Here is a 26,278-nt window from a genome sequence, read left to right as displayed (position 1 = left end):
CAGCATCTTTTTGATTAGATCATTTGTATCGCTTCCATCGGGCAGGCTTTGGCGCAACGGGTGCAGCCGGTACAGCGATAGTATTCATCCAGCACCGGATAGGCTTTCTGGTAGCTGTCGATGTCGGTTTTTCGTAGGACAATGCAGCTTAAAGGGCAATCGCCGGAGCAGATCCCGCAGGCCATACAGAGTTCATAGTTGATAACCGGTTTTTTCTTATCAGCCATGGGTTATGCCCTCCATTTCCAGATCGCAAAAGTCCAGATCCTCCAGGGTTGTTTTGGTGGGGATGCCGGTTTTTTTGTCCCAACCCATAAACTGGTAGTGAATGCCCATCATTTCATCCATGTTAAACTGCTTACCTTTTAATGGTCCTTCAGTCAAGGGCGGTTTGCCGCTGAGACGGTCATTCATTTTAAAATCCCGGGGATTGATCCCCTCCCGGACGTTAAAGGCCTGGCGCAGGGTTTGCATCCGCAGACCGATGGTCATGTATTCGTTGGGGGTCTTATTCCAGCCGGTAGCAGCATTGAGATAGTTAAATAGTTTAAAGTGATTCAGTCCGCTGACCAGCGCAAAAAAACAACCACCGGAGCCATCCAGAATTTGTTTGATGCAGGCATTAATCATCGATTTCAGGCCGACCTGATTGGTCGCCTCGTATTCGCTATTTTTATCCTCCCCCAGTTTGACCTTGGGCGCCCAGGTGACATCCTCCCAGATTCGCATATAGGTGTAATAACTGCCAGCACCGATGGTGTGGCGGCCGGGAGTGGGGTCGCAGGAATAATGAATACCGAGGATTGGATCGAGCCGGGGATCATGCATACCGGGTTCCTGACCACCAGCATGGACGGCCAGGGGCGCTGATTCGACACCTAAAATTTCACTGGCTTTTTTAACACCGTGCTGTAAAATTGCCCCGAAACCGGTTCCGGCAATCATCTGTTCAACCAGGGTAATAATGGCAGCGGCATTGCCCCAGGAGAGATCCAGGCCGCCGGTGACTTTCGGACTTAACCAGCCTTTTTCATAACACTCCATAGCAAAGGCGATGGTGTTTCCCGCAGAGATGCTGTCCATCCCACCCCGATTGAGGAGCTCATTGATCGTAAAGATGGAATCCCGGTCTTTATTGAGAAGCAGGGCACCGAAGGCGGCGACTGTTTCATATTCGGGCTTGTGGGTATGGGTGAAGCGACCTTTGCTTACCGCGCTGATATCGCACAGGCCCCCACAGCCGATGACGCAGGAATAACAGTGATATTTCTGCATTTCATGTTTTTGAATCAGATCCGGATTCATTTGACGATACTTGCGATAAGGGAAATCGGTGATCGAACCCTTCCAATTCTTTACAGGCGTGTCACCCATGGTCATCCCCATGGTATTGGTAAAACCAGTTCCCCATTTTTTGATGATAGCCGTGGATAACATACCGTCGATGGGGATTGCTTTATCCGTGGCAACCATGGATTTGCCCATCAAAGGTAAGATTGCCCCGGTCGTCAGTGGTGGTAAGTTGGAAGCTTTGATTTTTCGGGCATAGTCCTGGCTGATGGCTCTGAGGGTTTCCGGATTCTCAGAACGGATCATCTTTGAACCTGCCAGAACAACGGCTTTCAGTTTTTTAGAACCCATCACCGTACCCACCCCGGAACGGGCTGCCATCCGGCCGCCATCGTTGGAAATCCCGGCGATTTGCGATTGGTGTTCACCAGCCGGGCCAATGGTGGCAATTGCCAGCTTTTTGTTGGCGGTAATCATCTGATTGATGGCCGCTTCGGTGGCGACGGTATCCAGCCCCCAGAGCATACCGGCATCCATGAGCTGGGGGCCGGTGTTATCAATATAGAGCAGCATCGGTTTGGGAGCCTGGCCTTTAAAAAAGATGCCATCATAACCGCATTGTTTAATGGCTGGCGAAAAGGTGCCACCACAATTGGCATCACCGAAGCCCCCGGTAAGTGGCGATTTGCAGACTGCCAGCCAGCGGCCAGTCATAAAACAGCCAGTGCCAGTGAGGAGGCCACTGACAAAGCCGAGAATATTGTCAGGCCCCAGGGGATCAGCTCCGCTAGGTATATATTTGTATAAAATATAGGCCCCCAGACCGACCCCGGAAAGAAAATGTTCATATACCGTATCGGGAATTTTGATTTCGTCAAAGGTGGAATTTGAGAGATCCACCATCAGGATTGTTCCGCAATAACCTTTCAAAAAATACCTCTCATCCTCCCGCCAGGGGCAGTATAAAACTGATCACATCGCCGTGTTTTAACGGGGTGCTTAATTTGACTCGTTGGTAATTGACATGGCAGATCAGCAGCGGCTGCAGCACCAGGGGAATTTTCAGCCGGCGGTAAACAGTCAATAATCGAGCGCCTGGGGGTAATGTCATCATACCATCCTCATCCAGATGGGTCAGGCTGGCAAGGGGTGGGGGAAAGACCTGGACTTTCATTTAAGCCTCGGGAGTTCTTTCCGGGCAAAGCAGTCTCAGGATGTCGCAGCATTCCTGATAATTCATGATCCGGGGAACCGGGTAGGTGGGATTACCTTCTTTTAGAATCCGCTTGGCCAGTTCGGGAATATCCTTTTCCTTCAGAGCGTAAATGGTGGTGGGGATACCCATATGGATGTTCATCGATTTGATTTTTTCAATGAAGAGTTCCGCCAGGGTTTCGTCATCATACATGGCTTCGCCCAGACCGGCATAGAAAGCCAGTTCGGCCAGTTTTTTTTCAGCGGCTTTTTTGGAAAACTCAAGAATGTAGGGCAAAATAATGGCATTGGCTAAACCGTGGGGAACCCCGTAAAAGCCACCCATGGCATGGGCAATGGCGTGGACATAGCCCACATAGGCCCGGGTGAAAGCCAATCCAGCATCAAAGGAAGCCTGAGCCATTTTCAGACGGAGCTCCAAATCCTGGCCATTATGATAGGTATCTTCAAGATTATTGATAATAATTTCAGTGGCATTCAGAGCTTTTTCTTTAACAAAAGCAGTGTCGTATTTTCCGATGTAGGCTTCCACTGCGTGGGTTAGGGCATCCATTCCGGTCGTGGCTGTCAGGGAAGGGGGCAGACCGACACTGAGCTCCGGATCAAAAACCGTAGCCAGGGGAACCAGTTTGGGATCGCTAATTACAAATTTCTCATGATTTTTAACATCGGTGATTACGGCACAGATGGTTGCCTCAGAACCGGTACCGGCAGTGGTGGGGATGGCAAAAAAAGGCGGCAATCTCCGAGTCAACTTAAACAGCCCCCGCATTTTTTCAATACTTTTGCGGTTGGTGACTTTGGCGGCAATAATCTTGGCGCAGTCGATGGGAGAACCACCGCCAAAGGCGACTACACCCTGGCAGTTGGAACTGTAATACAGAGCCAGACCGTCCTCGACATTTTCGAAAGTGGGATTGGGTTGAACCTTGTCAAAAACGATGGCGTCGATGCCATTGGTTTCCAGAGCACATAAAAAGGAATCCAGCAAACCCATTTTATACAGGGGTTTGTCGGTGACAACCAGAACTTTATTCACCCCGGAAATCAAAATGATTTCGGGAAAACGGCGAACCATGCCAGGGCCCTGGAGGACCGGAGGAATCGGCAGGGGCAACACCTGGGCGAATTGCTTCATGACTAACTGAGAACTGCGGTAAGGAGCATTTTGAATGGTCTTAAGTACTCTTTGCATCAGATAACCTCCATTTTGTTACGGTAGCATTGATTAGAGCTTTAGGGATCGAAAGCACAAGGTCAAGTTTATTATCGTTCAGGAATCATCCCTTGGCTTAAATATGTTATTCATTATATCACAACGAAAAATAAAGAAATTAAATGGTTGAAACTTAAGTTTTTATAAAGAATTTTGACATTTTTGGGATAAATCCGGGATCGGGTCGGTTTCGACCCGGAACCCGGTGATGACAGGTCATCATAAAGGCTTAAGTAAACCAGTAACGACACCAAAAAAGGCGGGTTATTATTCAATACAGCCCTGGGGGAACTCAGGGGAGCAGACAATTTCTTCATAATCCAGCTCGGCATTGTTGACCATCCAGAGGCCATGAACATCACAATAGGCATAAACCCGGATAACATCCAGTGATTCGACGGTGAAGAAGGCTTCCGGCGGATGTTCGGGGGTCAATTGCACATATTGGCCACCGTTTCGGGTTTGAACAAAGATCCATAAAATGGAGTGATCGGTTGTCATCGGATGGGGAATGCTTCCTACCTTAACCTGAAGCTGGTGGTCCGAAAAAACAAGCACTGGAAGGTGTTTTTCTTTGGCGGCATCAACGGTATTGGGGGCCAGTAGCGTCTGCGAGTGATTGCAGTATTGAGTCAGGGTGCCGTTTAGTTCCAACAGCACGGCGTTGCAGTCGTTGCATTGGTAAAATAACTTGGGATCCATACGATTACCTCTTTCTTCTTGATTTTAGATATAGCTTTTAATCAAGGTCTCGATAGCGCTCTGGGGAACGTGTTTATCAACAAGGGGAATGTTATCAAAAAGTTCCGGGCGCTTATCGGCGTAGGTGGGGGTGGCTTGTTGATAAAGGATGCCAATCGGAATGGTGTCACCGAATTCCATTGCCTTTTCGATGGCGGCCAGTTTATTGGTTGGATCATGGCGATCATCCAGGGGGTTCACCCGTTGCTTGTAGTAGGCAAAGGTGTTGATTTTATTAAAGCTGACACAGGGCTGGAGGATATCGACCAAAGCGTAGCCGGGATGCTTAATTGCGGCGGCCATCATGTCGGCCAGATGTTTTTTGTCGCCGGAAAAGGAACGGGCCACAAAGGTGGCGCCTGCGGCCAGGGCAACCAACAGTGGATTAAAGGTTGCGCCCATGTTACAGGCAGCCGCTTTATGAAGCGGATCGCAGGGGTCGGAGGTGGGCGAGGGCTGGCCCTTGGTCAGGCCATAGATCTGATTGTCGTGGACAAAATGAGTAATATCGACGTTACGGCGAATGTTATGAAGAAAGTGATTACCCCCTTCGCCGTAGGAATCACCATCACCGGTATTGACAATAACGGTCAGATCATTGTTGGCAATTTTAATGGCGGCTGCTGCTGGCAGAGAACGGCCATGAAGCCCACTAAAGCCATTGGCGGTAATGTACTGGTTGGTTTTGGCGGCTTGACCGATCCCTCCGACCAGAACTACCTGATGGGGTGGGGTAGCCAGCTGATTCAACACTCCGGTGAGGGTTTCGAGAATGGCGAAGTTGCCGCAGCCAGGGCACCAGGCGGTATCGTAGGTGGTAAATGCTGGTTTGTTCATGTCAAAAGCCTCCTTTAAGATTTTTAATACCATTGAGAATATCGTCTACAGATAACTGGCGGCCATCATATTTGAGAATGCTGTGGTCGCAGCTGATCAGTGCTTCTTCCCGGATTAACGATGCCAGTTGGCCAGTGGCGTTTTGTTCGACATTGATTATTTCGACCACCTGGGCGGCAAAATGACGAAGCCGTTCGGTTGGCAGGGGATAAATATCGCCGAAAATCAGGGCCCCATAGTTATTTTCGTTTTGATTGAGAATGTCAACGGCTTCTTTAATGGCCCCACTGGTGGAACCAAATCCTACCAGCAGTGACTGGCATTGATGGGAGCCCCAGAATTCCGGTTCGATCAGTTCTTCTTTTAAGGCTTTTAATTTATTTTGCCGTTTGTCAACCATCTGATTGCGGATGGTTGCCGATTCGGTAATCTGTCCCCAGGGATCATGTTCATCACTGTCCACCCGGACCAGGGCTGGGCTTTTCCCCGGGATGGCCAGTGGTGAGATGCCGTTTTCGGTGAGGGCGTAGCGTTGATATGGCGGATCGTCCGTTGCCGGAACCGCCGGGTCTGGTTGGTCAAAGCGGACAATTTTGTTGACATCAAAAAGCGGGACGGTGGTGGTGGAATCGGCCAGATACTGGTCGCTTAAGAGAATGACCGGAATCTGGTATTTCTTGGCCAAAGCCAGACTCCGGGCAGTCTGATAGAAACAATCGGCATGATCCCGAAGAGCGATGACCATCCGGGGGAATTCCCCCTGGGAGGCCGAGATGACAAATTTCAGATCACTTTGTTCAGTTCGGGTGGGAAAACCGGTGCCCGGTCCGGGACGTTGGACATCAACTGCCACCAGCGGGATTTCAGCAATACCGGCAAAGCCCAGGGCTTCCACCATCAGCGAAAAGCCTCCGCCGGAGGTGCCAGTCATGGCAGTGGCTCCGGCATAGGCGGCTCCAATGGCCATGTTGATGGCGGCAATTTCGTCTTCAGCCTGTTCGACGGCAATGGCCATGGAGCTACTTTGAGCATTAAAGAAATCAAGCAGACTGGTCGATGGTGACATCGGATAGGCCGAGTAAAACCGGATTCCGGCGGCTACAGCCCCCAGGCCAATGGCGGTATTGCCGGACAGTAAAAGCTGTTCTGACGTTACAACCGGCGATAAATGATGAGTGGTGTTTAACAAAGCATAACCCATTTTGATGGCAGACAGGTTGACCTCAACCAGGTCAGCCCGGAGACTTGCTTTTAAAGTACCGGCGGCTTGATCAAGGGGAATATCAAAAAGTTTCAGCAGGGCCCCGGTAGCCACGCTGTTGATAACCTTGGGATTGCCAAGGTTGGCAGCAGTCTTTTTCAGGGGGCATTTAATGGCCCTGAAATCATCAATTGCTAACGATTCATCGCATAAAATAAAGCCATCATAGGATAATCGGGACTGGTGTTCCAAATAGGTGGTCTCATCGATGGCAAAGATTCCGTTCAAGGTGTCCCGATGGGCGTGAAAGGGTTGATTACCAAAGCGGATCTGGGTGAAATTGTGGCCACCTCGGACCCGGGACATAAAATCACGGATTGTAAAAAGATGACAACCCGATTGTTTCAGCATTTTTTCAAAAATTGCGGACATTGTTTCAATGCCATCGCCAGCGGCATGCCTAAAAAGTATGTTATACATACAAAACCCTCCATTCAAAGATAATAGCCCAAAAGAAAATAGGCTTTGTTACTGATTACCCAATTATTGGAGTTCTAAAAGAATGATTCTGATTTTCTTGCATTTTAATTCAGGATGGCTAAAAAGTTTTGATTTGGCTGATCAAAAAAGATAGAATAGGCAGTAGCAATGAATTCGAAATAAAAGGGGGAAAATTATGTCAACACAAACAAAGCGCCAGCGATCGCTTGCAGTTTTATCGGTTCTGATTCTCATGGGGATGCTTCTGGGAGGTTGTGTCCAGTCAGCAGTGTCGGTGGATTACAGCAAGCCGGAGAACTGGGCCTATTTGCCGATTGAAAGCGACCGTATCAAGGCGTGCGATGTATTTTTTGTGGCGCCGACTGTTTATCTGGGTACGGCTGAGGTTCATTCCATGGATCTGACCGACGAAACTACCAAAGCCCAGTTTTTGGGGGCTACCACTATGGAAAAGGGACTGTATGACGGGTCAGCCAATTTTTTTGCCCCCTATTACCGCCAGGCCGGACTGAATGCCTATACTATGGATCCGGATAAAGCCGAGCCGTATTTTGATCTGGCCTATGCCGATGTCGCTCAAGCTTTTGATATTTACATGGAAGATTACAATCAGGGCCGCCCCTTTGTGCTGGCTGGGTTCAGTCAGGGATCAGAAATGCTGTTGCGGTTGCTGGAAGAGAAATTTTCCGATCCGGCCTTAAGCGAGCAACTGGTGGCCGCCTACTTAATTGGCTGGCGGGTGACGCCGGCGGATCTGGCTCAGTATCCGCATCTGAAAATGGCCCAGCAGGCCGGTGATACCGGGGTGATTGTCAGCTTTAATTCCGAGGCGGTGGGGGTTGAAACGTCGCTAATTGTTCCCGACCAAACCCTGGGGATTAATCCCTTGAACTGGAAAACCGACAGTACCCCGGCAACGGCTGCAGAAAATCGGGGGGCCGTCTTTACCGACTACACCGGGGCCATCATCAAAGAGATTCCCAACCTGACTGGGGCCTATCTGGATCCCGCCCGGGGTACACTTCGGGTTACCGATGTCGCAGTGGCCGATTATCCCCCGGTGCTGGATATTTTTTCGGATGGCGTGTACCATCTTTACGATTACCAGTTCTTTTATCGCAACCTCCAGGAAAACGTCACCCAGCGGATTGCTAATTATCTGAGCAAGGCATCCTGAGACTTTCTTAAGTGATTTATTTTGTCTTGTCAATTACAAATTAATAGGCTATAATATACAGGTCGTGCTAGATGGAGAGTTAGCGGTGCTTTGTAACCTGCAATCCGCTGTAGCAGGGTTGAATTCCCCATCGAGGCGCCAGGGTTTGAGGTCTGCCAGAGGAAAGTGGCGTTGAGAGTTGGACCCTTCGCAATAGAAACTTATGAACCCCGTCAGGTCAGGAATGAAGCAGCGGTAAGTAGGATCTTCTATGTGCCGGAGGATTATCTGATTTGAGCCAACTACCTGTGTAACGCTTGGAAATTGGTAGTCGAAGTGGGGTGCACGACAAAAAAGTCTATTGAATGTCAAACAGAGTTTGGTATCCGATAGACTTTTTGCGTTGCGGCAGAATCATGATACTTAATGGTCATCATGGAATAAAAATTAGGGATAATCTATATTTTAACAAGCATTCTTGCTATAATGAAAAAAGTTCAATCTGACCAGAATCGGATACCGCTGTGGCAGAAAGAACCGTAACGAAAGTTTAAATTAAGAATGTGAGGAAAAACCCATGCGATTTTTTCAAGTGAAGCCAGCAATTTATTATGGGGAAGGTTCCCTGAAACAAATTGAGAAACATAATTTTAAAAATGTCTGCATTGCCACTGACCAGGGCATGGTCAAGTTTGGCTTGCTAAAAAAACTGACCGATGAACTGGATGCCAAAGGGATTAGCTATCATGTTTTTGCTGATATCGAATCCGACCCTTCCACCGAAATCGTCGAAAAGGGTCTGATGCATATAATCATGAATAAACCCGACGCGCTGATAGCCATTGGTGGTGGATCGGTCATTGATGCCGCCAAGGCGATTATCTTTTACTGTGTCAATTTCAAACGGATCTTTTTCGAAGACCGTTATGTTCATAAACCAACCTTTATTGCTATTCCGACCACCGCCGGAACCGGCTCTGAGGTCACCGAATATGCAGTCATCACCGACAAACAGAAGAATACCAAAATTCCCTTGACCGATATCCTGATGATGCCGGATGAGGCGATTCTTGATCCGCAGCTGATTGAAAGCGTCCCAGCCGGGGCCACCGCCGCAACCGGAATGGATGTCATGACCCATGCCATTGAAGCTTTTATTTCCACCCAGAACAATCCCTTTGCCCGGTGTTATGCCAATAAGGCCGTGGAACTGGTTTTTCGCAGCCTCTATCCCAGTTATGTGAATGGCTCCGATCTGGAAGCCAAGGGCAGCATGCAGATTGCCTCCTGTATGGCCGGGATTGCTTTTAACAGTGCCGGTCTGGGTATTACCCACAGTATTGCCCATGCCTTTGGTGCGATGTTCCATCTGCCCCACGGATTGGCAAATGCCATTGTTCTGCCCTATGTGATCAAATTTAACGGTCAGGATGAAAAGGTTCAGCATCAGTATGCCCGGTTGTTAAGTGGTTCTGGTATTTTGAATGTCTCCGGTAACGCCACTGAAACCCTTTTTAACAGTGTGGTAGCGCTCAGTGCTTCATTGAATATTCCAGCTTCGCTAAAAGCCTCAGGGGTTTCGGAAGCGGATTATCTGGACGCCCGGGAAGAAATGCTTAATAAGGCGATGGCTGATATCTGCACGACGACCAACCCGGTGGAAGTGACCAGAGAAAAACTGGGAGGCGTTATGGATCAGGCCTATTATGGATTCTAAATAAATTGCCCAAAAAGTATCAAGCAAAAAACACCCGGTTAAAGACCTTTGTCTTTAACCGGGTGTTTTTGCTTGAGGGGGTTATTTCGATAACCCACTAGGCTTTAATCAAGGGAATGATTTTAGATAAAACAACGGCGTCATCATCTTTATAGGTATAGTAACTTTTAATAGTAGGGGTATTAAAATCCAATAACGGGATTGAAATCAGCGAGTGGTTTTCTAAGTAATGAGAAATCAGACTTTTAGGCAAAAAACTATAGCCAATACCATCTAATAAGAAGGGAATCAGTTTACTACTATTGTCAATTTCGAATTTGAATTGATGGTGGGGTGGAAATAATTCACGGATGAATAGCCCGACTTTCTGGAGGGCAAAATTACAGAAAAGATAATCAAGAGCAATCAGATCTTTCTGAACAATGCCGCCAGCAAAATCGGCATTGCTTTTGGCGGTTACTAGAATCAGCTCATCTTCTTTGAAGGGTGTACAAATATAGCCGTTTTTGGTAAAAGGAATATAGGTAAAAGCGATGTCGATTAAACCGTCCTGAAGAAATGAAAGTATTTCAAAGGAATGATTAATAATGATTTTGGTAGACATATTCAGATCGTTGGTCAGCACCGAACGGATCAGGGGATACAAATAATTTTCGTAAATCGAGTTGGTGGTTCCAAAACGTAGTACTTTGCGGCTAAAATTAGAGGCATTGATTTGTTCGATGGCACTTTCTTCCAATTCCAGAAGACGCTTGGCATAGCCTAAAAATAGTTTCCCCTCGGGCGTCAGGACAACCTGTTTTTTATCCCGAATAAAGAGTGGTTTTCCCAGGGATTTTTCCAGCTCAGCTATCCGGTTGGTAACGGTGGATTGGGCCACAAAAAGCAATTTGGCAGTCTGCGTAAAATTCTTGGTGGATGACAATTGGATAAATGTTTTTAAATGCTGGGTATCCATAAGAACTCCTTGATCAATAATTCGAATTAATAAGATCGATAAGATCTATTTCACAAATTATACAACATCAATTATAATTAAACAATCAATCCAAAAAAGAATTCCCGGGAGGATCAAAGATGGAAGATTGGAATGTAACACTATATCGTCAATTTGAAAAAGAGCGGGCACAACCGTCAATCGATCTGGTAAATAGAATCGAAGGCGATTCCTTTAAACGGATCATCGATATTGGGTGCGGATCGGGAATGAGTACGTTGCCATTGCGAAATCGCTTTAAAGAAGCTGAAATTTTCGGAGCAGATTCGTCACCATCAATGTTAACTCAAGCAAAAGAAACGGTGGAAGATGTAACCTGGCTGGAAAGAGACTGCAGCAAACCGATGGATGATTTAGGACAGTTTGATCTGATTTTTTCAAACGCTGCCCTGCAATGGTTTGAAAATCAGGCAAAGGTGATAAAAAACTTAAGTGGCATGTTGCTGCCAAGAGGATTATTAGCGGTTCAAATCCCCTATTTTTCGGCGATGATGATTGCTGATTGTATTAAGAAAGCCGTGCAGACATATGATCCAGATATATTCAAGGGAATTGAAAAAGACTTACACCGGTCTTATGCACCGGGATTTTATTACGATATATTGACCAATCATTTTTGTAAAATCGAATTATGGCAAACAAACTATTTTCATCAGATGAATGGCCATGAAGATATTTTAGAATTTTGTATGAGTACCGGCTTAAGGCCTTATGCCAATCGATTCGCAGAGAATCAAAAGGCTGAATTCTATAGTAAAGTATTGAATGAGATAAAAAAGGGGTATACTGTTCAGAAAGACGGAAAGATTCTGTTTGAATTTAAGCGGATATTTTTTATTGGGATGAAATAGCCGGATCGAATGCAGAAAAGGAAAAGAGGATTAAATATGATGACGATTGTTTTTTATGGATTGGCGGCCATTGGGCTCGTTTTTTCCTTGGTCAAAAGCCGGGAAAAAACAAAAATGGCCTTGATGAAGGCTTTAAAAGCCTTTGAGAATATTTTGCCCCAATTTTTGGGGATTGTGTTGCTGATTGGGGTGATCCTCAGCCTATTGTCACCGCAGCAAATTTCCCAACTTATCGGAGAAAACTCAGGATGGGTGGGGGTGGTCATTGCCACAGTGATTGGCTCAATTACATTAATACCGGGTTTTCTGGCCTTTCCCCTGGCAGCGGCACTACTTCAAAACGGCGCAGGATATATGCAAATTGGCGCTTTTGTATCCAGTTTGATGATGGTGGGAATTGTGACCATGCCGGTTGAATTTCTGTATTTCGGGAAAAAGGCCACATTGTTAAGAAATGGCATGGGGTTAGTCTTTTCGATATTGGTTGCGCTGGTCATTGGAGGGATTTTGTCATGAAAAAGAAGAGCGTCGAATTGGTCAAGCGGTATCGCTTTTTTGGGATAATGATTGCGGTCACCCTGGTTATACTGGCTGTCAGACCAGCCATGGGGGTTCAGGTCTACAGCCTGGCAATCAGCAGTGTGTTAGAAATGCTGGGGGTACTGCCGCCGATCTTTATTTTAATTGGTCTATTGGATGTCTGGGTAAAAAAAGAAACAATGGTCAAATACATGGGCAAAGATTCGGGGATTATTGGGGTATTATTGGGATTCTTTCTGGGAGCTGCCGCCGCCGGTCCGCTTTACGGGGCCTTTCCGGTGGCTGGGGTATTCTTAAACAAAGGCAGTCGGTTGGCCAATGTTTTTATTATCGTCGGGGCCTGGGCATCGATGAAAATACCCTTGCTGCTTTTTGAAGTGGCGGCGATGGGCTGGCAGTTTACCCTGATCCGTTTGGTGATGGATGTTATCGGGGTATTGGTGATTGCCTATAGTATGGAAAGAATTCTCACCGATGCGGATGAGCGGCAGATCTATGAGTTGGCCCGCAAGATGAATCAATAGCTAACGGTGGCAGCACCACATAAAAAAGACACCCTTTCATTGATGAAGGTGTCTTTTGATTTAATGGTGGATTTGAAAAATTTAACTCAGTGAAGCTGCCAAGCCAAACAGTGCAATCATTGCCACAATGGCAATAACCGCAAAGACGATGTTGATAATAATCAGCACCAGACCAATGGTTTTACCGGTCTTGGCTTTTTTATTATCCGGATCAGCGGCATACTCTTTTTTGCCGTAGACAAAAGCCATGATGGCAGTGACTAGACCAGCCAGGCTGACAATTGAGGCGATGGTACTCAGACCGATCGTTGTCAAAATGATATTGACACCAATACAAATTAAAGAAATAATGCCAAAGGTAAACCCCTTCATTCCATCTTCAAAACTCATAATCATACTCCTTCCCTATTTCAAAATTGTTTCTGAGTTTATTATACCCGAAAAGAATAGCTGTAAACGAGTAATTTATTAGAAAATCAAGATTTAACAAATTTTAGTGGTCGGGAAATGAAACGATGTGGTTTTTTTTAGCGCGCTGACGCAGACATTGTGATAGCCTGACTGCTGATAGACTGGATAAAAAAATATATTTCAGCTATAATGGGGTCATGAAAAATTTTGAAACCTTTAAACAGTCCTATCAAATAAAACTAAATCTCCAGCAGGAACAGGCGGTGGTGCGAACCCGAGGTCAGAGACTCTTGCTGGCGGTGCCGGGCAGTGGTAAAACGACAGTGATTATCTGCCGGATCGCCTATTTGCTGGAGGTTTTACAAATCGATCCGGGGGAAATTCTGACCCTGACTTTCAGCCGGATGGGGGCCCGGGATTTAAAAGCTAGATATACCAAACTGTTTGGCGAATCCCAGGCAAAAACCCTCCATTTCAGCACCATCCACAGCTTTGCTTTGGGGGTTATCCGTCATTATGAGCGGAGCTACCGGCGCCGGGCCCATACGGTACTGGGGAATATCACGCCGGTGATCCGGGAGTTATACCGGCAGCTTTTTCAGGAGCATCCGGGGGAAGTTGAACTGGGCGAAATTTGTCAACGGATCGGATTTTGTAAAAACATGATGCTGACCGAGGCAGAAATAAAACTGCTGCCACCACTGGAGGTTGATTTTCTGGCAATCTATGAAGCCTATGAAAGCTATAAACGCCAGGAACAACTGATGGATTTTGATGACATATTAAAATATGCCTGGGGACTATTAAAAAAGTACCCCGAAATGCTGGCCTTTTTTCAGAATAAGTATACCTATATCCATTTGGACGAAGCCCAGGATACGTCAAAGATTCAGTTTAAAATCATTGAACTATTAACCGGGAAAAACGGGAATCTTTTTATGGTGGGGGATGAGGATCAGAGTATTTATGGTTTTCGGGGCGCTTTTCCTGAGGCTTTACTGACCTTTAAAGAGACCTGGCCCCAGGGCGAGGTCTTGCTGATGGAAACCAATTACCGCAGCACCCGGCAGATAGTTGACAAGGCCAATGCCTTTATCAAGCTAAACCATGAGCGCTACCAAAAAGAAATGGTGGTGCCTGGGGACAGGTCGTTTACTGGGGTGCCAATTGCCCGGGAATGGGTGACGTCCAGCGAAGCTCAGTATCAGCTGATCATTGAAGCAATCCGCCGGGAAGGCAAGGAAATCGCGGTGCTCTATCGCAACAATGAGTCGGCTATTCCCCTGGTGGATCTCTTCGATGTGGCTGGAATCACTTATCAGATCAAGGAACATAGTCCACAGTTTTTCGGTCATTTTCTAATTAAGGATATCCGGCTTTTTTATGAGTTTGCAATTAATCCGGATGATATCAATTTATTCACCCAGGTTTACTATAAGATGGATACGGCCATCTCCCGGGAAACCATCAACCAGCTGGAGCGGCGACATAAACCTGGCGAAAATGTCCTTGACACCCTGATCAAGATTAGTGGCGACCGGGCCTGGCAGGTTAAACGGCTCAAAGAGCTTAAGGACGGGTTTGAAAAACTACAGACGGTGCCGCCGCAGCGGGGAATTGTGATGATTCTGGATAGCCTGGGGTACCGCTCTTATCTCAATTTCAGGATCAGTTCCGGGCAATCAGAAGAAAGTATAGAGCAGAAGCTGACGGTGCTTAAAATTCTCGGGGGTCGGGTTAACAATTTTCCGGACTTTTTTGCTAAGTTGGAAATGCTGTCTGAAAAGCTGCAGGAGCCTCAAACCAGAAAAGCGAAAACACCCCGAGTGACCCTGTCGACCCTCCATTCCAGCAAAGGGCTGGAATTTGAAAAGGTCTTTATCATTGATGCCACCGAAGGGCAGATTCCCAATGTCTCCAATACCCCGGAAGATGCCAAGGCCTACGCCGAAGAAGTCCGGCTCTTTTATGTCGGCGCCACCCGGGCCAAACAGGAGCTGATATTTCTCTGTGTCAAACACCGGGACAAGGACATCAAACCATCGCCATTTATTTCTTATTTAATTGATGGCCTGCCCCGAAAAAAATCGCCAACCGAAAAACCGGGGCTTCGGCATCGTGAGAGTTTTGGCCGTCAGCAGGGTAAATGGCAAGATTATCATACCGGTGCGGCCAGCGGCGCCACCGTCGATCTACAGGCTTATCAGCAGGGTCGGGTAGTGATCCATCAGCGTTTTGGGGCCGGTACCATTCTGACCCGTAACGGCAATATTGCCAGTATCCATTTTGAGAGCGCCGGGGAAAAGAAAATGAATCTGGCTGTCTGCCTGGAAAACGGTGTGATTAAATGATGGGTTGTATTTAATCAGGTTGTGGCAAACTGCCGTACCGGTCAATTGTTAATCTGTTGTATGCTGCAGACTCGGACAGGCTATCGTCATGTCCGCTCTGATGCATACAACATGATTTGTCGTTACTGGTACAGCTGTTGTAAATCGTCAAATCAGCAATGTTTTCTTGACAAAAATATAAATTAGGGCTATACTCAGAAAAAACAAACCGGTGATGGTGGAGTAAAGTCAGCAGCGCATTTAAAGCGAGTTGGGGATGGTGAGAGCCAAACAGGAAGCGGACTGGCATAATGGGCACCTGAGGGTGTGAGGAAAGGGCAGGGCCTGAGTATTTCACAACGTTTCATCCACGTTAAGGGATGGCAGATGTGATGGCATTTGCAGATCAAGTGCACAGGTTAGATTAGCCTGTGAATAAAGGTGGTACCGTGGGTTATTTTGACTCATCCTTTTATTGTTGCAGACAATAATGGGATGGGTCTTTTTTTATTACAGGAAAGAGGAAAAGAACAATGGAAACATTAAAAAATTTACAAGCGCTGGTCAAGCGACTGGAAGAGAAGAGTCCTTTTTATCAGCAACGGTTTAAAGCCGCTGGCATTGTGGCGGATGATATTAACACCATGGCTGATTTTGAGCAGCTGCCTTTTACTGATAAGGGTGATCTCCGCAATGCCTATCCCCTCGGTTTGCAGGCGGTACCGGACAGTGAGGTGGTACGGATTCATTCTTCATCGGGAACCACCGGCCAGCCGGTGATCATTCCCTATACCGCCAGCGATGTAGCTGATTGGGCGGAAATGTTCGCCCGTTGTTATCACTATGCCGGGATGACCGATGAAGACCGGATTCAGATTACCCCAGGCTATGGGCTCTGGACTGCCGGGATCGGCTTTCAGGCCGGGGCCGAGAAAATGGGCGCCATGGCGATTCCGATGGGGCCGGGGAACACCCAGAAACAATTGCAGATGATGGTCGATTTAAAAGCTACGGTGCTGGCCTCGACCTCATCCTATGCTCTGTTGCTGGCCGAAGAGGTGGCCAACCAGAATCTGGGCGATCAGATTCATTTAAAACGGGGTGTCATCGGTTCGGAACGCTGGGGCGACAAGATGCGCAGCCGGATTGCCGAAGAGCTGGGAATTGAGCTGTTTGATATTTATGGCCTGACCGAAATCTATGGTCCGGGCATTTCCATTGACTGCAGCGAACACGACGGGCTCCACTACTGGTCGGATTATCTGTATTTTGAAATTCTTGACCAGGAAACCCTAAAACCGGTGCCGGAAGGCGAGTACGGCGAACTGGTGATCACTACCTTTCGAAAGGAGGGGGCACCGCTATTGCGCTACCGCACCCATGATATCACCCGCTTTATTCCCGGCCCCTGTGCCTGTGGCTCCGTTTTTCCCCGCCATGACCGGATTATTGGCCGCACTGACGACATGGTCAAGGTCAAGGGGGTCAACATTTACCCTGGCCAGATTGACGAGCTCTTAAAAACGGTGGCGGGGGTCAGCAGTGAATATCTGGCCACGGTCGATCATCAGGACGGTAAAGACCGGGTTGTTCTGGCGTTTGAAGTCTTAAACGGCATTGATCAAAAAGCAATCGAAGAGGAGGTCAAACGTCAGTTTAAATCCAGGGTGGGCTTAAGTGTCATTCCTCAGGCCAGCTCGATTGGCTCCTTGCCCCGATCCGAGAAAAAAAGCATCCGGATCATTGATCGTCGTTTCAGTTAAGTAGACAACCCCGGGGATCAGATCGTTTCGAAAAGCCGTCTTTCTAAAAAGTTACCAGAAAAATTGATTTTTTATCCGGAATTGGGTATAATGAATTCGGCCACCTTGATTTAAGAGGAGAAAAAAATGAAAACAAAAAAACAAAAGAAAAACCGATTCAAAATCGTTCTCAACGAACCCACTGGCGAGAGTTCCGGGTGTAAGATCATTGAAGATACCGAAACAGGAATTAATTACTTATATCATTTTGATGAATTTGGCGGCGGACTCACGGTACTGATTGATGAAGAAGGTGAACCTTTAGTTGCCCCTGAAAAATAAAATACCCAGACCCTGAAAGAGATTTTCTTTTTCAGGGTTTTTGTATGCATTTTATTTCCGGTAAAAGTTTATTTCCATAAAATAGGTGTATAAACAAAAAAGGATATAAAAAATTGAACCCAAGAATTTAGCACCGAAGTGTTTGGCAGAGACCAGAATAAAAAAATGGAGGAAAAAATGAATACTTATATTGAAGATATTTTTGCCAGAGAAATACTGGATTCCCGGGGAAACCCAACCATTGAAGTGGATGTGATACTGGAAGATGGCACCATGGGCCGCAGCATTGTCCCATCAGGGGCCTCCACCGGGGCCTTTGAAGCGGTGGAACTACGGGACAAAGATTGCAGTCGCTATCAGGGTAAAGGGGTATTAAAGGCGGTCGACAGCGTGGCTTATGCCCAGGAGTTTCTGGTGGGCATGGATGCTTCCGATCAGATAGCCGTTGATGGAGTGCTGATTTCTCTGGATGGCACTGAAAACAAAAGTAAGCTGGGTGCCAATGCGATTTTGGGGATTTCCATGGCTACGGCCCATGCGGCGGCCAAATCATTAGGGTTGCCCTTTTATAAATATCTGGGTGGCGTTAATGCCAAACTGCTGCCGACCCCGATGATGAACATTTTAAACGGCGGGGAACATGCCGACAACAATGTTGATATTCAGGAGTTTCTGATTATGCCGGTGGGTGCCCGGGACTTTCGGGAAGCGGTGCGGATGGGCTCAGAAATCTTTCATCAGCTCAAAAAAGTGCTTGGCGAAAAAGGGATGGCCACCTCAGTGGGCGATGAAGGCGGTTTTGCCCCGAATCTCAAATCCAATGAAGAAGCGCTGCAGTTGATTGTAGAGGCCATTGAAGGCGCTGGCTATCTTCCGGGTGAAGATGTCCAACTGGCGATGGACGTAGCAGCTTCGGAAATGTATAATGAAGAAACCAAAAAATATTTTTTGGCTGGTGAAGGGGTTGAAAAAACTGCCGAGGAAATGATTGCGTTTTATGAAATGTTAATTGACAAGTATCCGATTATTTCAATTGAGGACGGTCTGGACGAAGAGGACTGGGATGGCTGGAAAATCATGACCGAGCGGCTGGGAAAAAAGGTGCAGCTGGTTGGGGACGATATTTTTGTCACCAATACCGGGCGGCTTAAACGGGGCATTGACACTGGGGTGGCCAATTCAATTCTGGTTAAGGTTAATCAGATCGGCACCCTGACGGAAACCCTGGATACCATTGAAATGGCTAAACGGGCCGGTTATACCGTGGTGGTTTCCCATCGCTCCGGTGAAACCGAGGATGTTACCATTGCCGACCTGGTGGTGGCCGTCAATGCCGGACAGATTAAAACCGGGGCACCATCCCGAACTGACCGGGTGGCCAAATATAATCAGCTGATGCGGATTGAAGAACAGCTGGGTCTGCTGGGTGACTACGCTGGGAAAGATGCGTTTTATAATATCAAATAAAGAAAACACAAATAAGGAAGTGAAACAATGTATTTAAAAGGATTGGGTATTGCCTGTCATCCGCCGGTGTTGATCCCGGAGGTTGGGCAAGGCCGAGAAAATGAAGCACAAAAAACGATCCGGGGATTACGGGATCTGGCGCTGAAGGTGGCCGAAATTAAACCGGAGGTGATTGTTTGTATTACGCCCCACGGCAATGTATTTCGCGATGGCGCAGCAGTGGTTTATGAAAATCAGATCAGTGGTGATTTGCGAAATTTTGGATATCCGGAGATCAGCCTGACAAAAGACTGCGATATGGGGCTACTGGATGAGCTGAATGTGGGTTTTGCCAAAAATAACTGCCACACCATTTTTTTGAATCATAAAATTGCCAAAGAGTATAAAATTGGTCTGGAGCTTGATCATGGGGTGTTGATACCACTTTATTTTATCGAAAAATACTATCGAAGCTATAAGATTGTCCATGTAACCATTGGTGATCTGAGTTTGATTGAGCTTTATAAAATGGGGACAGTAATAAGAGAAGCCATCGAAGCCCGGGGCAAAGAAGCGATGATTCTGGTTTCGGCTGATCTTTCGCACTGTCTTAAAGATGAGGGGCCATATGCCTTTAATCCGATGGGGCCGTTGTTTGATGAAAATATTGTTAATGGCATCAAAACCAAGAATTACTACTCGATTCTAACCGTTCCCCACCAGGTCTATGAACCAGCCGGTCAATGCGGGTTAAAACCGATCGTGATGGGATTGGGCGCCACTGATGGTCTGGATACCGAAGCCACGGTCTTTTCTTATGAAGGACCTTTTGGGGTTGGTTATATGTCGGCCTTTATCGATTTGACCGATAAAAAAATCCCCAGTCTGCTTAGTCGTTATGAAGAAGATAAAGTGCTTTCCTATAAAGAACGGCGTTTAAACGAAAGCCCCCTGGTAGCATTGGCCAGGGCGACCATCAATACCTGGGTACAACGGGGCCGGAAGCTGAATTTTGATCATTACAAAAGTCAGGTTGAAATCGAAGCCGATGTTCTGGGTGAACTGGAAAACAATCAGGCCGGGGTTTTTGTCTCGCTGCATAAGCATGGTGAACTGCGGGGCTGCATCGGCACCACCGGTCCGGTGACCGAAAGTATCGCTCAGGAAATTATCCGCAATGCCATTGAGGCATGCACCTATGATCCCCGGTTTATGCCGGTGGAAGAGCAGGAACTGATGGAGCTGGAAATCAAGGTGGATGTCCTGGGTGTGCCCGAAGTGGTAAACAGTTTGGCTGAACTGGATGCCAAAAAGTATGGGGTTATTGTTGAGAAGGATCTCCACCGGGGTTTGCTGCTGCCTGATCTGGAAGGGGTCAACACGCCGGAAGAACAGATTGCCATTGCCAAACGAAAAGCCGGTATCGCTGAAAGTGACAGCGATGTGATTTTGCAGCGCTTTCAAGTGATCCGGCATCAGTAAGCATTAAAAATTGGTCAATTGATCTAAAAGTTTTGAAAAGGCAACCGGTAAGGCCAGGTCATCGATCTCGGACAGCGCCTTAAACTGATAGTCTGTGCGTGTGTGCGCCTGGTTGGAGACGAGGTGGGAAGTTGACACTGGTTCCCGGATTGCATTGTCCAAATCAAAACCATAGATGGACATCTCCCAGACAATATGGGAAAAAACATGGCGGTTGGTGCCGATAAAGATAGGTTCATTTAGCTCGTGGAAATTTTCTGCGAGCTTTTTTTGATGTCCTGGCCATGACCAGCCACGGTTTCGGTAATCGGAAAGGACCACAGACCGGATAACAGACCAGAATCTGGCCGGCGCACAAAAAATAGGCAACTGTTTTGTTTGACGATGCCAACTTCCATTTTTTTAGTGAGCTGCTTCGTTTTTTTCTTTTTGACCGGAAGCTGTTCGGTGGTTCCGGCGGCATGACTCTGACAGCCACTGCGGATCGGGCAGATCAGGCATTTGGGACTTTGGGGAGTGCAGATCACGGCGCCCAGCTCCATCAGTGCTTCATTAAAATCGCCGGCGGCATCCGGTAGAATGCCTTCAATAAAGGCAGTCATCCGCTTTTTCGTTTTGGCATCACCAATATCATCAAAGCTGTTGCCATAACGGCTGATTACTCGGAGAACATTGCCGTCCACGGCACTAACCTTCTCATTAAAGGCAATGCTGGCGATGGCACCACCGGTATAAGGGCCAATGCCCGGGAGCTTAAGCAGTTTGGCAAAGGTTTCGGGCATGTTACCCTCATAGTCAGAGACAATAATCTGGGCCGCCTGATGGAGGTTGCGGGCCCGGGAATAATAACCCAACCCCTCCCAGGTCTTAATGACCTCATCGACCGAGGCTTGCGCCAGGGAAAAAACAGTGGGGAACGTTGCTATAAATCGGTTATAATAGGGTATTAATGTATCAATCTGGGTTTGCTGCGCCATAATTTCCGAGATCCAGATATAATAGGGGTTCCGGGTTTGGCGAAAGGGCAGATCCCGCTTCGCTTTTTGAAACCATTTAAGTAGATCGGTCTGTAACATTTCAATTTGCTGCTGATTTATTTTGATATCGAGCATTTGGTCTCCGTTCGTTAAAGTTCATTCATTTCAAAGTATAAAATAAGGCACAAGATGTAGTATAGAACAGTTTCCTAAAAACTATCTTGTCCGGTGTCAAACAGCCCCGAAAGGCCAGGACAAGAATTTACCCCATCCCCCATTATGGCATTAGAATGGGCGAAAACACGGTTTGTAATTGGGATGGGGTCACCATTTAGACCCGTAAACGCCACAAAAAACTTGACATAAAATGGGTAGGATGGTAAACTTGCTGTAACAAACGTGTAACTTTTATTTATGCAATTTTGACAAAATGAAAGGTTTTATTTATGAATAGAGAGAGAGAAACCGGTGGTTTTCTCAAGAAATATCCCGGCGTCAAGATCGGAATCATTGCTTTGATTCTGCTTCTGGTCGTGGGTGTTTCCAGTGCTTTTACCGTTGAAAAAGAAGTTTCGGTCAACTTCGAAGGCAAGGTATACACTGCCAATGGAAAACTACTCGAATCCCTGGAAGAAGTTCTGATTGCCAATGAACTTCCGGTCAGTGACGAATATAAATATAGCGTGCCGTTGACAACCTTGTTTAAAGATGTCATTGATGTAACAATTGAAAAGAAGATTTCCGGAAATATCCAAGTTGATGGAAAAACCATTGCCTACTTGTCAGGCGGCGCCACTGTTGGTGATGTTCTTGAAGAGAACGGGGTCAAGCCGGATGAGGATGACAAGGTTGAACCGGGATTAAATACCCCATTAACTGAGAAAACCGGAACAATCAAAGTAACCCGGATATCCTACGTGGAATCAACTGGCATTAAAGATGTGCCGATGAAGGCCACCATCAGAGAAAATCCTGAGTTGCCGATGGGCACCCGAATTGTTGTTCAGGTTGGACAAAACGGCAAAGCCAACAAGAAAGAAAAGATCCGCTACGAAAATGGTGTCGAAGTCAGTCGGGAAGTGATTACCTGTGAAGTCATTATGCCAGCGGTGGAAGAAATTATTGAAGTGGGTCCCTCGACAACCATAACAATGCCGGAGGCGGTAGAAGTATCTTCGGTTATTGGGAATGTCAATGTCGAAAAAAGTGCTACCGGTGACGGCAGTACAAGCATAAATCAGGAAAGTGGTTTTAAAGGGAGTATGGTGGTCAGTGCCACTGCTTACACCGCCACTGGCAATAACACTGCTTCGGGAACTGTGCCACAGTCAGGCCGAACGATTGCCACTTGGGGAGGAATTCCTTTCGGAACCAAAGTTTACATCCCGGCGCTTGGCGGTATTTATACCGTTGAAGATCGGGGTGGCGCAGTCGGCTATGGGATTATCGATATTTATATGGATAGCGAAGCTGAATGCGAAGCCTGGGGCCGACAAAACATTGAAATATACTTTGTTGAGTAGTAAAAAAGACGATGATTTTCATCGTCTTTTTGTTTGCCGATTTTTAGCGGAGCAATGGTGGTTTGGAGGCAAATGTAAAATGGCGGACCGAAAAAGGTGATGTTGGGAAAAAATAGAGGTATCGTTTTTGTACTCAGAAAAAACATTATTCTAAAAAAATACACTTGTACTTTGTATACAATGCTTGTTATACTACTCCTATATACGAAATAGCGTGTTGTTTTGCTATGGAACTCGGAGGAAGACATGGAAATTAAAATTGTTAAAACAGCAAACCCCAAGGAAAAACCAGAAGAGGACTCGTTGATCTTCGGTGTCGAATTTACGGACTATATGTTTGAGATGGACTATACTGAAGGGATTGGCTGGCATGATGCCGTCATTAAGCCCTACGGCCCCATTGAGATCATGCCTTCAGCCATGGTGCTTCACTATGCCCAGGAAGTTTTTGAAGGCTTAAAAGCATATAAAACGCCAGCTGGTGAGATTCAGCTGTTCCGACCAGATGAAAACTTCAAACGAATGAACCGCTCCAATGCCCGGATGTGTATTCCGCAAATCGATGAGAATTTTTTGCTGGAAGCCTTAAAAGCCTTGGTTAAGATGGATGAAAGCTGGATTCCTAAATCCCCGGGAACATCGCTTTATATCCGGCCATTTGTTTTTGCCACCGATCCGTTTATCGGGGTGCGGGTTTCCAAACGCTACAAATTTATGATTATCATGTCGCCAGTGGGATCTTATTATAAAGGTGGGATGGTTCCCAGTCGCATTTATGTGGAGTCAGAATTTGCCCGAACGGTTCGTGGTGGTACCGGTGAAGCCAAATGCGGTGGTAATTACGCTGGTGGTCTGGCGGCTCAGCAGAAAGTTCATGAAATGGGTTTTGAACAGATTCTCTGGCTGGATGGCGAAAAAAGACAGTACATCGAAGAAGTGGGCACCAGTAATGTCTTCTTTTTAATCGATGGCGTTTTTGTTACCCCGTCACTGGAGGGAACGATCTTAAACGGCATTACCCGAAAAAGTGTGATCGAACTATTAAAGCACTGGGGCGAAACCGTGGAAGAACGTCGGATCACCATCGACGAATTATATCAGGCCTATCAGCAGGGAAAAATCACCGAAGCCTTTGCCACCGGCACAGCGGCCGTTATTGCGCCGATTGGCACATTAGGGTGGAAAGATGTGGAGATGACCTTTAACGACGGTAAAATCGGCGAATACTCGCAAAAAATATATGATACCCTCTATGATGTCCAAACCGGCAACAAGGAAGATCCGCTGAACTGGATTGTTAAATTATAAAAATTAAAAATTTAAAAAAGTTTGTTAAAACACTTGACAATAGGCGTTTTCACTGGTAATATTAGTCTTGCATTTTGAATTACGAGAGGTACCGAAGTGGTCATAACGGGGCGGTCTTGAAAACCGTTAGGGTGCAAGCCCACGTGGGTTCGAATCCCACCCTCTCGGCCATCAAATGCTTGAAAAGTAAATAATCACATTTGCATTATTACCTTTGGAGAAGTACTCAAGTGGCTATAAGAGGTGCCCCTGCTAAGGGTATAGGCCGTTAACGCGGTGCGTGGGTTCAAATCCCACCTTCTCCGCCACCATGAACTACGCATCAAGATTGATGTTAGATAGAACCTGTTACGTAAGTAGCAGGTTTTTTTTTCTAAATAAAAAGCTATCATTATTAAGAATTTTTGATACAATTAAGGTTAGGTATCAATGAATAAGGTGAGAAATTGAACTAATTTAATTTAGGAAAAGAATAATTTTTTTGTCGTCATGTTTGAAAGGAAAGAAATAGTTTGAAAATTCTAGAAGGGAGGAGAATATGTTTGGAATTTTAGGATTTCATCAGTGGTTATTTATAAAAATCATTTTTGCAATAATTTTTAATATAGAATATTTGAAGATTTATGTAGAATTGCTCCCAGTATTTGCAACATTGGGTTTAGGACTGTTGGCTTTTTATCAAAATAAGCAATTTGGCAAAGTAAATGAAAGACTTCTTTTAATTGAAGAGATGAAATTCAAGCCGGTAATCGAGTTTAGAAATCCAACAGTAGAATTATATCATCAATCTGATGTTATCAGAGCTATGCAAAAATCTGATTTATACTCAAAAATTGAAGATGTCTTGCCTGCAGGGGAGGAAATACGTAATTATTTTAGATTAGATTTTGAATTAAAGAATTCCACTGAAAATATCGCTAAGGGATTTAAGTTGAGTAAAGTAAAAATAAACACGAATAAATGCGCTGTAAAGACATATTATTCCCCCGAAACAAGAGAAATAGATATTCTTTCTAAAACTGAAATTATGTGGTCAGTTTTTTTTAATATTTTTCCTAAAGAAGATGTTCATATATTTCTTTATTTTGAATATCACGATTTATTTGATCGTCTTGAAATAAATGAATATCAGGTCGCATACCTTATTAAAAATGCCACGGTTCAAGCAATTAAATCCATATAGCGGTTTAGTCTAAAACTTCAAATTTGGTTCAAACATTGTCATTATTAATGTAGCAATTATTTTGGTCAGAAAAATAACAACTTTTCTGGAGGTATTTAGTACCAATTTGGAACTTGTTTCAGGGGATAGTCGCTATAATTACTAATACATTGATCTAGGAAGGACAGAGCTTGTAAAAGGTAGAATGGTTATCCTTGCAAAGAAGAGCAAGTCCTAAATACTCAAATAGGGACAAAAGTTAAAGAGTCTTGTTATTTGAAGTGTGAAATTTTAGAATTATAAAGCTGGATAGAATATGGATACAAAAAGTAAAGAAGACCGAAGTCTTAATATGTCAAAAATTCATTCGAAAGATACTAAACCTGAAATGATTGTTAGAAAATACTTGTTTTCAAAAGGATATAGATATCGTTTAAATCAAAAAAATCTGCCTGGAAAACCAGATATTGTAATGAAAAAATATAATACTATCATTTTTATAAATGGCTGTTTCTGGCATATGCATGAAAATTGCAAATACGCAAAAATACCATTGTCAAACATTGAATACTGGGAAGAGAAATTAAGAAGAAACAGTGAAAGAGATAAAAAGAACATAGAGTTGCTTCAAGAGCAAGGATGGAATGTGTATATTATTTGGGAATGCGAATTGAAGAAAGAAAAGCAGAGTGAAACACTGAATAAGCTAGTTGAATTTCTGTCATTAAGAGATAAATTTATGTGATATGATATAATAACTGATCAAAAT

At 45.7% G+C, this 26,278-nt stretch carries 24 protein-coding genes, 2 tRNA genes and 1 other RNA gene; 17 read left to right on the top strand and 10 right to left on the bottom strand.

Annotated elements, in window-relative coordinates; all coding sequences use genetic code 11:
- Window positions 1-14 precede the first annotated feature (14 nt).
- From CHL1_RS15545 to CHL1_RS15515, 7 genes are all read right to left on the bottom strand, one after another.
- Window positions 15-227 (bottom strand): 4Fe-4S binding protein, encoded by a 213-nt coding sequence (locus tag CHL1_RS15545; RefSeq protein ID WP_070371000.1) that lies wholly within the window; start codon window positions 225-227, stop codon window positions 15-17.
- Window positions 220-2,220, bottom strand: coding sequence for an aldehyde ferredoxin oxidoreductase family protein (locus tag CHL1_RS15540; protein ID WP_250933895.1), 2,001 nt, complete (start codon window positions 2,218-2,220; stop codon window positions 220-222). The genes CHL1_RS15545 and CHL1_RS15540 overlap by 8 nt, the downstream gene beginning before the upstream one ends.
- Before the next feature lie 10 nt (window positions 2,221-2,230).
- Complete coding sequence (locus CHL1_RS15535; RefSeq protein WP_250933886.1) at window positions 2,231-2,464, bottom strand: MoaD/ThiS family protein; 234 nt, start codon at window positions 2,462-2,464, stop codon at window positions 2,231-2,233.
- On the bottom strand, window positions 2,465-3,700 hold the full coding sequence (locus tag CHL1_RS15530) for an iron-containing alcohol dehydrogenase (RefSeq protein ID WP_250933884.1): 1,236 nt from the start codon (window positions 3,698-3,700) through the stop codon (window positions 2,465-2,467).
- 288 nt (window positions 3,701-3,988) lie between these two features.
- The gene (locus CHL1_RS15525) at window positions 3,989-4,423 is read right to left on the bottom strand and encodes a desulfoferrodoxin family protein (protein WP_228881678.1); all 435 of its coding nucleotides are present in this window, start codon (window positions 4,421-4,423) and stop codon (window positions 3,989-3,991) included.
- Between the two features lie 24 nt (window positions 4,424-4,447).
- Entirely contained in the window at window positions 4,448-5,299 is an 852-nt protein-coding gene (locus tag CHL1_RS15520) for a thiamine pyrophosphate-dependent enzyme (RefSeq protein WP_250933882.1), read from the bottom strand.
- A gap of 1 nt (window position 5,300) precedes the next feature.
- Window positions 5,301-6,980 (bottom strand): 2-oxoacid:acceptor oxidoreductase subunit alpha, encoded by a 1,680-nt coding sequence (locus CHL1_RS15515; protein WP_250933880.1) that lies wholly within the window; start codon window positions 6,978-6,980, stop codon window positions 5,301-5,303.
- A 196-nt stretch (window positions 6,981-7,176) separates the two neighbouring features.
- Here CHL1_RS15515 and CHL1_RS15510 point away from each other — a divergent pair, with 196 nt between their 5' ends.
- The 3 genes from CHL1_RS15510 (at window position 7,177) to CHL1_RS15500 (ending at window position 9,874) form a co-directional block, all read left to right on the top strand.
- The gene (locus CHL1_RS15510) at window positions 7,177-8,178 is read left to right on the top strand and encodes a DUF3089 domain-containing protein (protein WP_084633586.1); all 1,002 of its coding nucleotides are present in this window, start codon (window positions 7,177-7,179) and stop codon (window positions 8,176-8,178) included.
- A gap of 62 nt (window positions 8,179-8,240) precedes the next feature.
- An RNA gene (gene ffs / locus CHL1_RS15505) (signal recognition particle sRNA large type) lies at window positions 8,241-8,506 on the top strand.
- A gap of 228 nt (window positions 8,507-8,734) precedes the next feature.
- Window positions 8,735-9,874 (top strand): 1-propanol dehydrogenase PduQ, encoded by a 1,140-nt coding sequence (locus CHL1_RS15500; RefSeq protein WP_250933878.1) that lies wholly within the window; start codon window positions 8,735-8,737, stop codon window positions 9,872-9,874.
- Window positions 9,875-9,971: 97 nt separating this feature from the next.
- On the opposite strand, the gene CHL1_RS15495 is transcribed toward CHL1_RS15500, so the two are convergent.
- A complete protein-coding gene (locus tag CHL1_RS15495; RefSeq protein ID WP_228881693.1) occupies window positions 9,972-10,832 on the bottom strand; it encodes a LysR family transcriptional regulator in 861 nt (286 codons plus the stop codon).
- Window positions 10,833-10,951: 119 nt separating this feature from the next.
- Between CHL1_RS15495 and CHL1_RS15490 the strand changes: the two genes are divergently transcribed.
- The 3 genes from CHL1_RS15490 to CHL1_RS15480 are packed head-to-tail and all read left to right on the top strand — an operon-like array spanning window position 10,952 to window position 12,786.
- Window positions 10,952-11,722, top strand: a complete 771-nt coding sequence (locus CHL1_RS15490; RefSeq protein ID WP_250933876.1) for a methyltransferase domain-containing protein — start codon at window positions 10,952-10,954, stop codon at window positions 11,720-11,722.
- Between the two features lie 36 nt (window positions 11,723-11,758).
- The gene (locus CHL1_RS15485; protein ID WP_228881700.1) at window positions 11,759-12,238 is read left to right on the top strand and encodes a permease; all 480 of its coding nucleotides are present in this window, start codon (window positions 11,759-11,761) and stop codon (window positions 12,236-12,238) included.
- Window positions 12,235-12,786 carry a permease gene (locus CHL1_RS15480; protein WP_070371008.1) on the top strand — a complete coding sequence of 184 codons (552 nt, stop codon included), beginning with the start codon at window positions 12,235-12,237 and terminating at the stop codon, window positions 12,784-12,786. The genes CHL1_RS15485 and CHL1_RS15480 overlap by 4 nt, the downstream gene beginning before the upstream one ends.
- A gap of 81 nt (window positions 12,787-12,867) precedes the next feature.
- Here CHL1_RS15480 and CHL1_RS15475 read toward each other — a convergent pair whose 3' ends face one another.
- Entirely contained in the window at window positions 12,868-13,176 is a 309-nt protein-coding gene (locus CHL1_RS15475; RefSeq protein ID WP_070371009.1) for a hypothetical protein, read from the bottom strand.
- A gap of 218 nt (window positions 13,177-13,394) precedes the next feature.
- Here CHL1_RS15475 and CHL1_RS15470 point away from each other — a divergent pair, with 218 nt between their 5' ends.
- The 5 genes from CHL1_RS15470 (at window position 13,395) to amrA (ending at window position 20,539) form a co-directional block, all read left to right on the top strand.
- Entirely contained in the window at window positions 13,395-15,548 is a 2,154-nt protein-coding gene (locus CHL1_RS15470; RefSeq protein WP_250933874.1) for an ATP-dependent helicase, read from the top strand.
- A gap of 512 nt (window positions 15,549-16,060) precedes the next feature.
- Window positions 16,061-17,290 (top strand): phenylacetate--CoA ligase family protein, encoded by a 1,230-nt coding sequence (locus tag CHL1_RS15465; RefSeq protein ID WP_070371011.1) that lies wholly within the window; start codon window positions 16,061-16,063, stop codon window positions 17,288-17,290.
- A gap of 126 nt (window positions 17,291-17,416) precedes the next feature.
- The gene (locus CHL1_RS15460) at window positions 17,417-17,611 is read left to right on the top strand and encodes a DUF6440 family protein (protein WP_070371012.1); all 195 of its coding nucleotides are present in this window, start codon (window positions 17,417-17,419) and stop codon (window positions 17,609-17,611) included.
- A 177-nt stretch (window positions 17,612-17,788) separates the two neighbouring features.
- A complete protein-coding gene (eno, locus tag CHL1_RS15455) occupies window positions 17,789-19,078 on the top strand; it encodes a phosphopyruvate hydratase (RefSeq protein ID WP_070371013.1) in 1,290 nt (429 codons plus the stop codon).
- 27 nt (window positions 19,079-19,105) lie between these two features.
- Window positions 19,106-20,539: an AmmeMemoRadiSam system protein A gene (amrA, locus tag CHL1_RS15450; RefSeq protein ID WP_228881708.1), complete on the top strand. Its 1,434-nt coding sequence runs from the start codon at window positions 19,106-19,108 to the stop codon at window positions 20,537-20,539.
- 239 nt (window positions 20,540-20,778) lie between these two features.
- Here the strand turns inward: amrA and mutY are convergent, their stop codons facing one another.
- Window positions 20,779-21,651, bottom strand: coding sequence for an A/G-specific adenine glycosylase (gene mutY / locus CHL1_RS15445; RefSeq protein ID WP_250933872.1), 873 nt, complete (start codon window positions 21,649-21,651; stop codon window positions 20,779-20,781).
- Window positions 21,652-21,962: 311 nt separating this feature from the next.
- Between mutY and CHL1_RS15440 the strand changes: the two genes are divergently transcribed.
- The 6 genes from CHL1_RS15440 (at window position 21,963) to CHL1_RS15415 (ending at window position 26,254) form a co-directional block, all read left to right on the top strand.
- The gene (locus CHL1_RS15440; protein ID WP_070371016.1) at window positions 21,963-23,039 is read left to right on the top strand and encodes a 3D domain-containing protein; all 1,077 of its coding nucleotides are present in this window, start codon (window positions 21,963-21,965) and stop codon (window positions 23,037-23,039) included.
- A 246-nt stretch (window positions 23,040-23,285) separates the two neighbouring features.
- Window positions 23,286-24,347, top strand: coding sequence for a branched-chain amino acid aminotransferase (locus CHL1_RS15435; protein ID WP_070371017.1), 1,062 nt, complete (start codon window positions 23,286-23,288; stop codon window positions 24,345-24,347).
- A gap of 82 nt (window positions 24,348-24,429) precedes the next feature.
- Window positions 24,430-24,518 (top strand) — tRNA-Ser (locus CHL1_RS15430).
- A 45-nt stretch (window positions 24,519-24,563) separates the two neighbouring features.
- Window positions 24,564-24,655 (top strand) — tRNA-Ser (locus CHL1_RS15425).
- Between the two features lie 230 nt (window positions 24,656-24,885).
- Window positions 24,886-25,530, top strand: coding sequence for a hypothetical protein (locus CHL1_RS15420; RefSeq protein WP_250933871.1), 645 nt, complete (start codon window positions 24,886-24,888; stop codon window positions 25,528-25,530).
- A gap of 295 nt (window positions 25,531-25,825) precedes the next feature.
- Window positions 25,826-26,254 carry a very short patch repair endonuclease gene (locus CHL1_RS15415; RefSeq protein ID WP_250933862.1) on the top strand — a complete coding sequence of 143 codons (429 nt, stop codon included), beginning with the start codon at window positions 25,826-25,828 and terminating at the stop codon, window positions 26,252-26,254.
- The last annotated feature ends 24 nt before the right edge of the window (window positions 26,255-26,278 follow it).

This window comes from Acetobacterium wieringae (assembly GCF_023700225.1).
In the GTDB taxonomy this organism is placed as follows: Bacteria; Bacillota; Clostridia; order Eubacteriales; family Eubacteriaceae; genus Acetobacterium; species Acetobacterium wieringae.
This window is presented reverse-complemented; position numbering and strand designations above follow the sequence as displayed.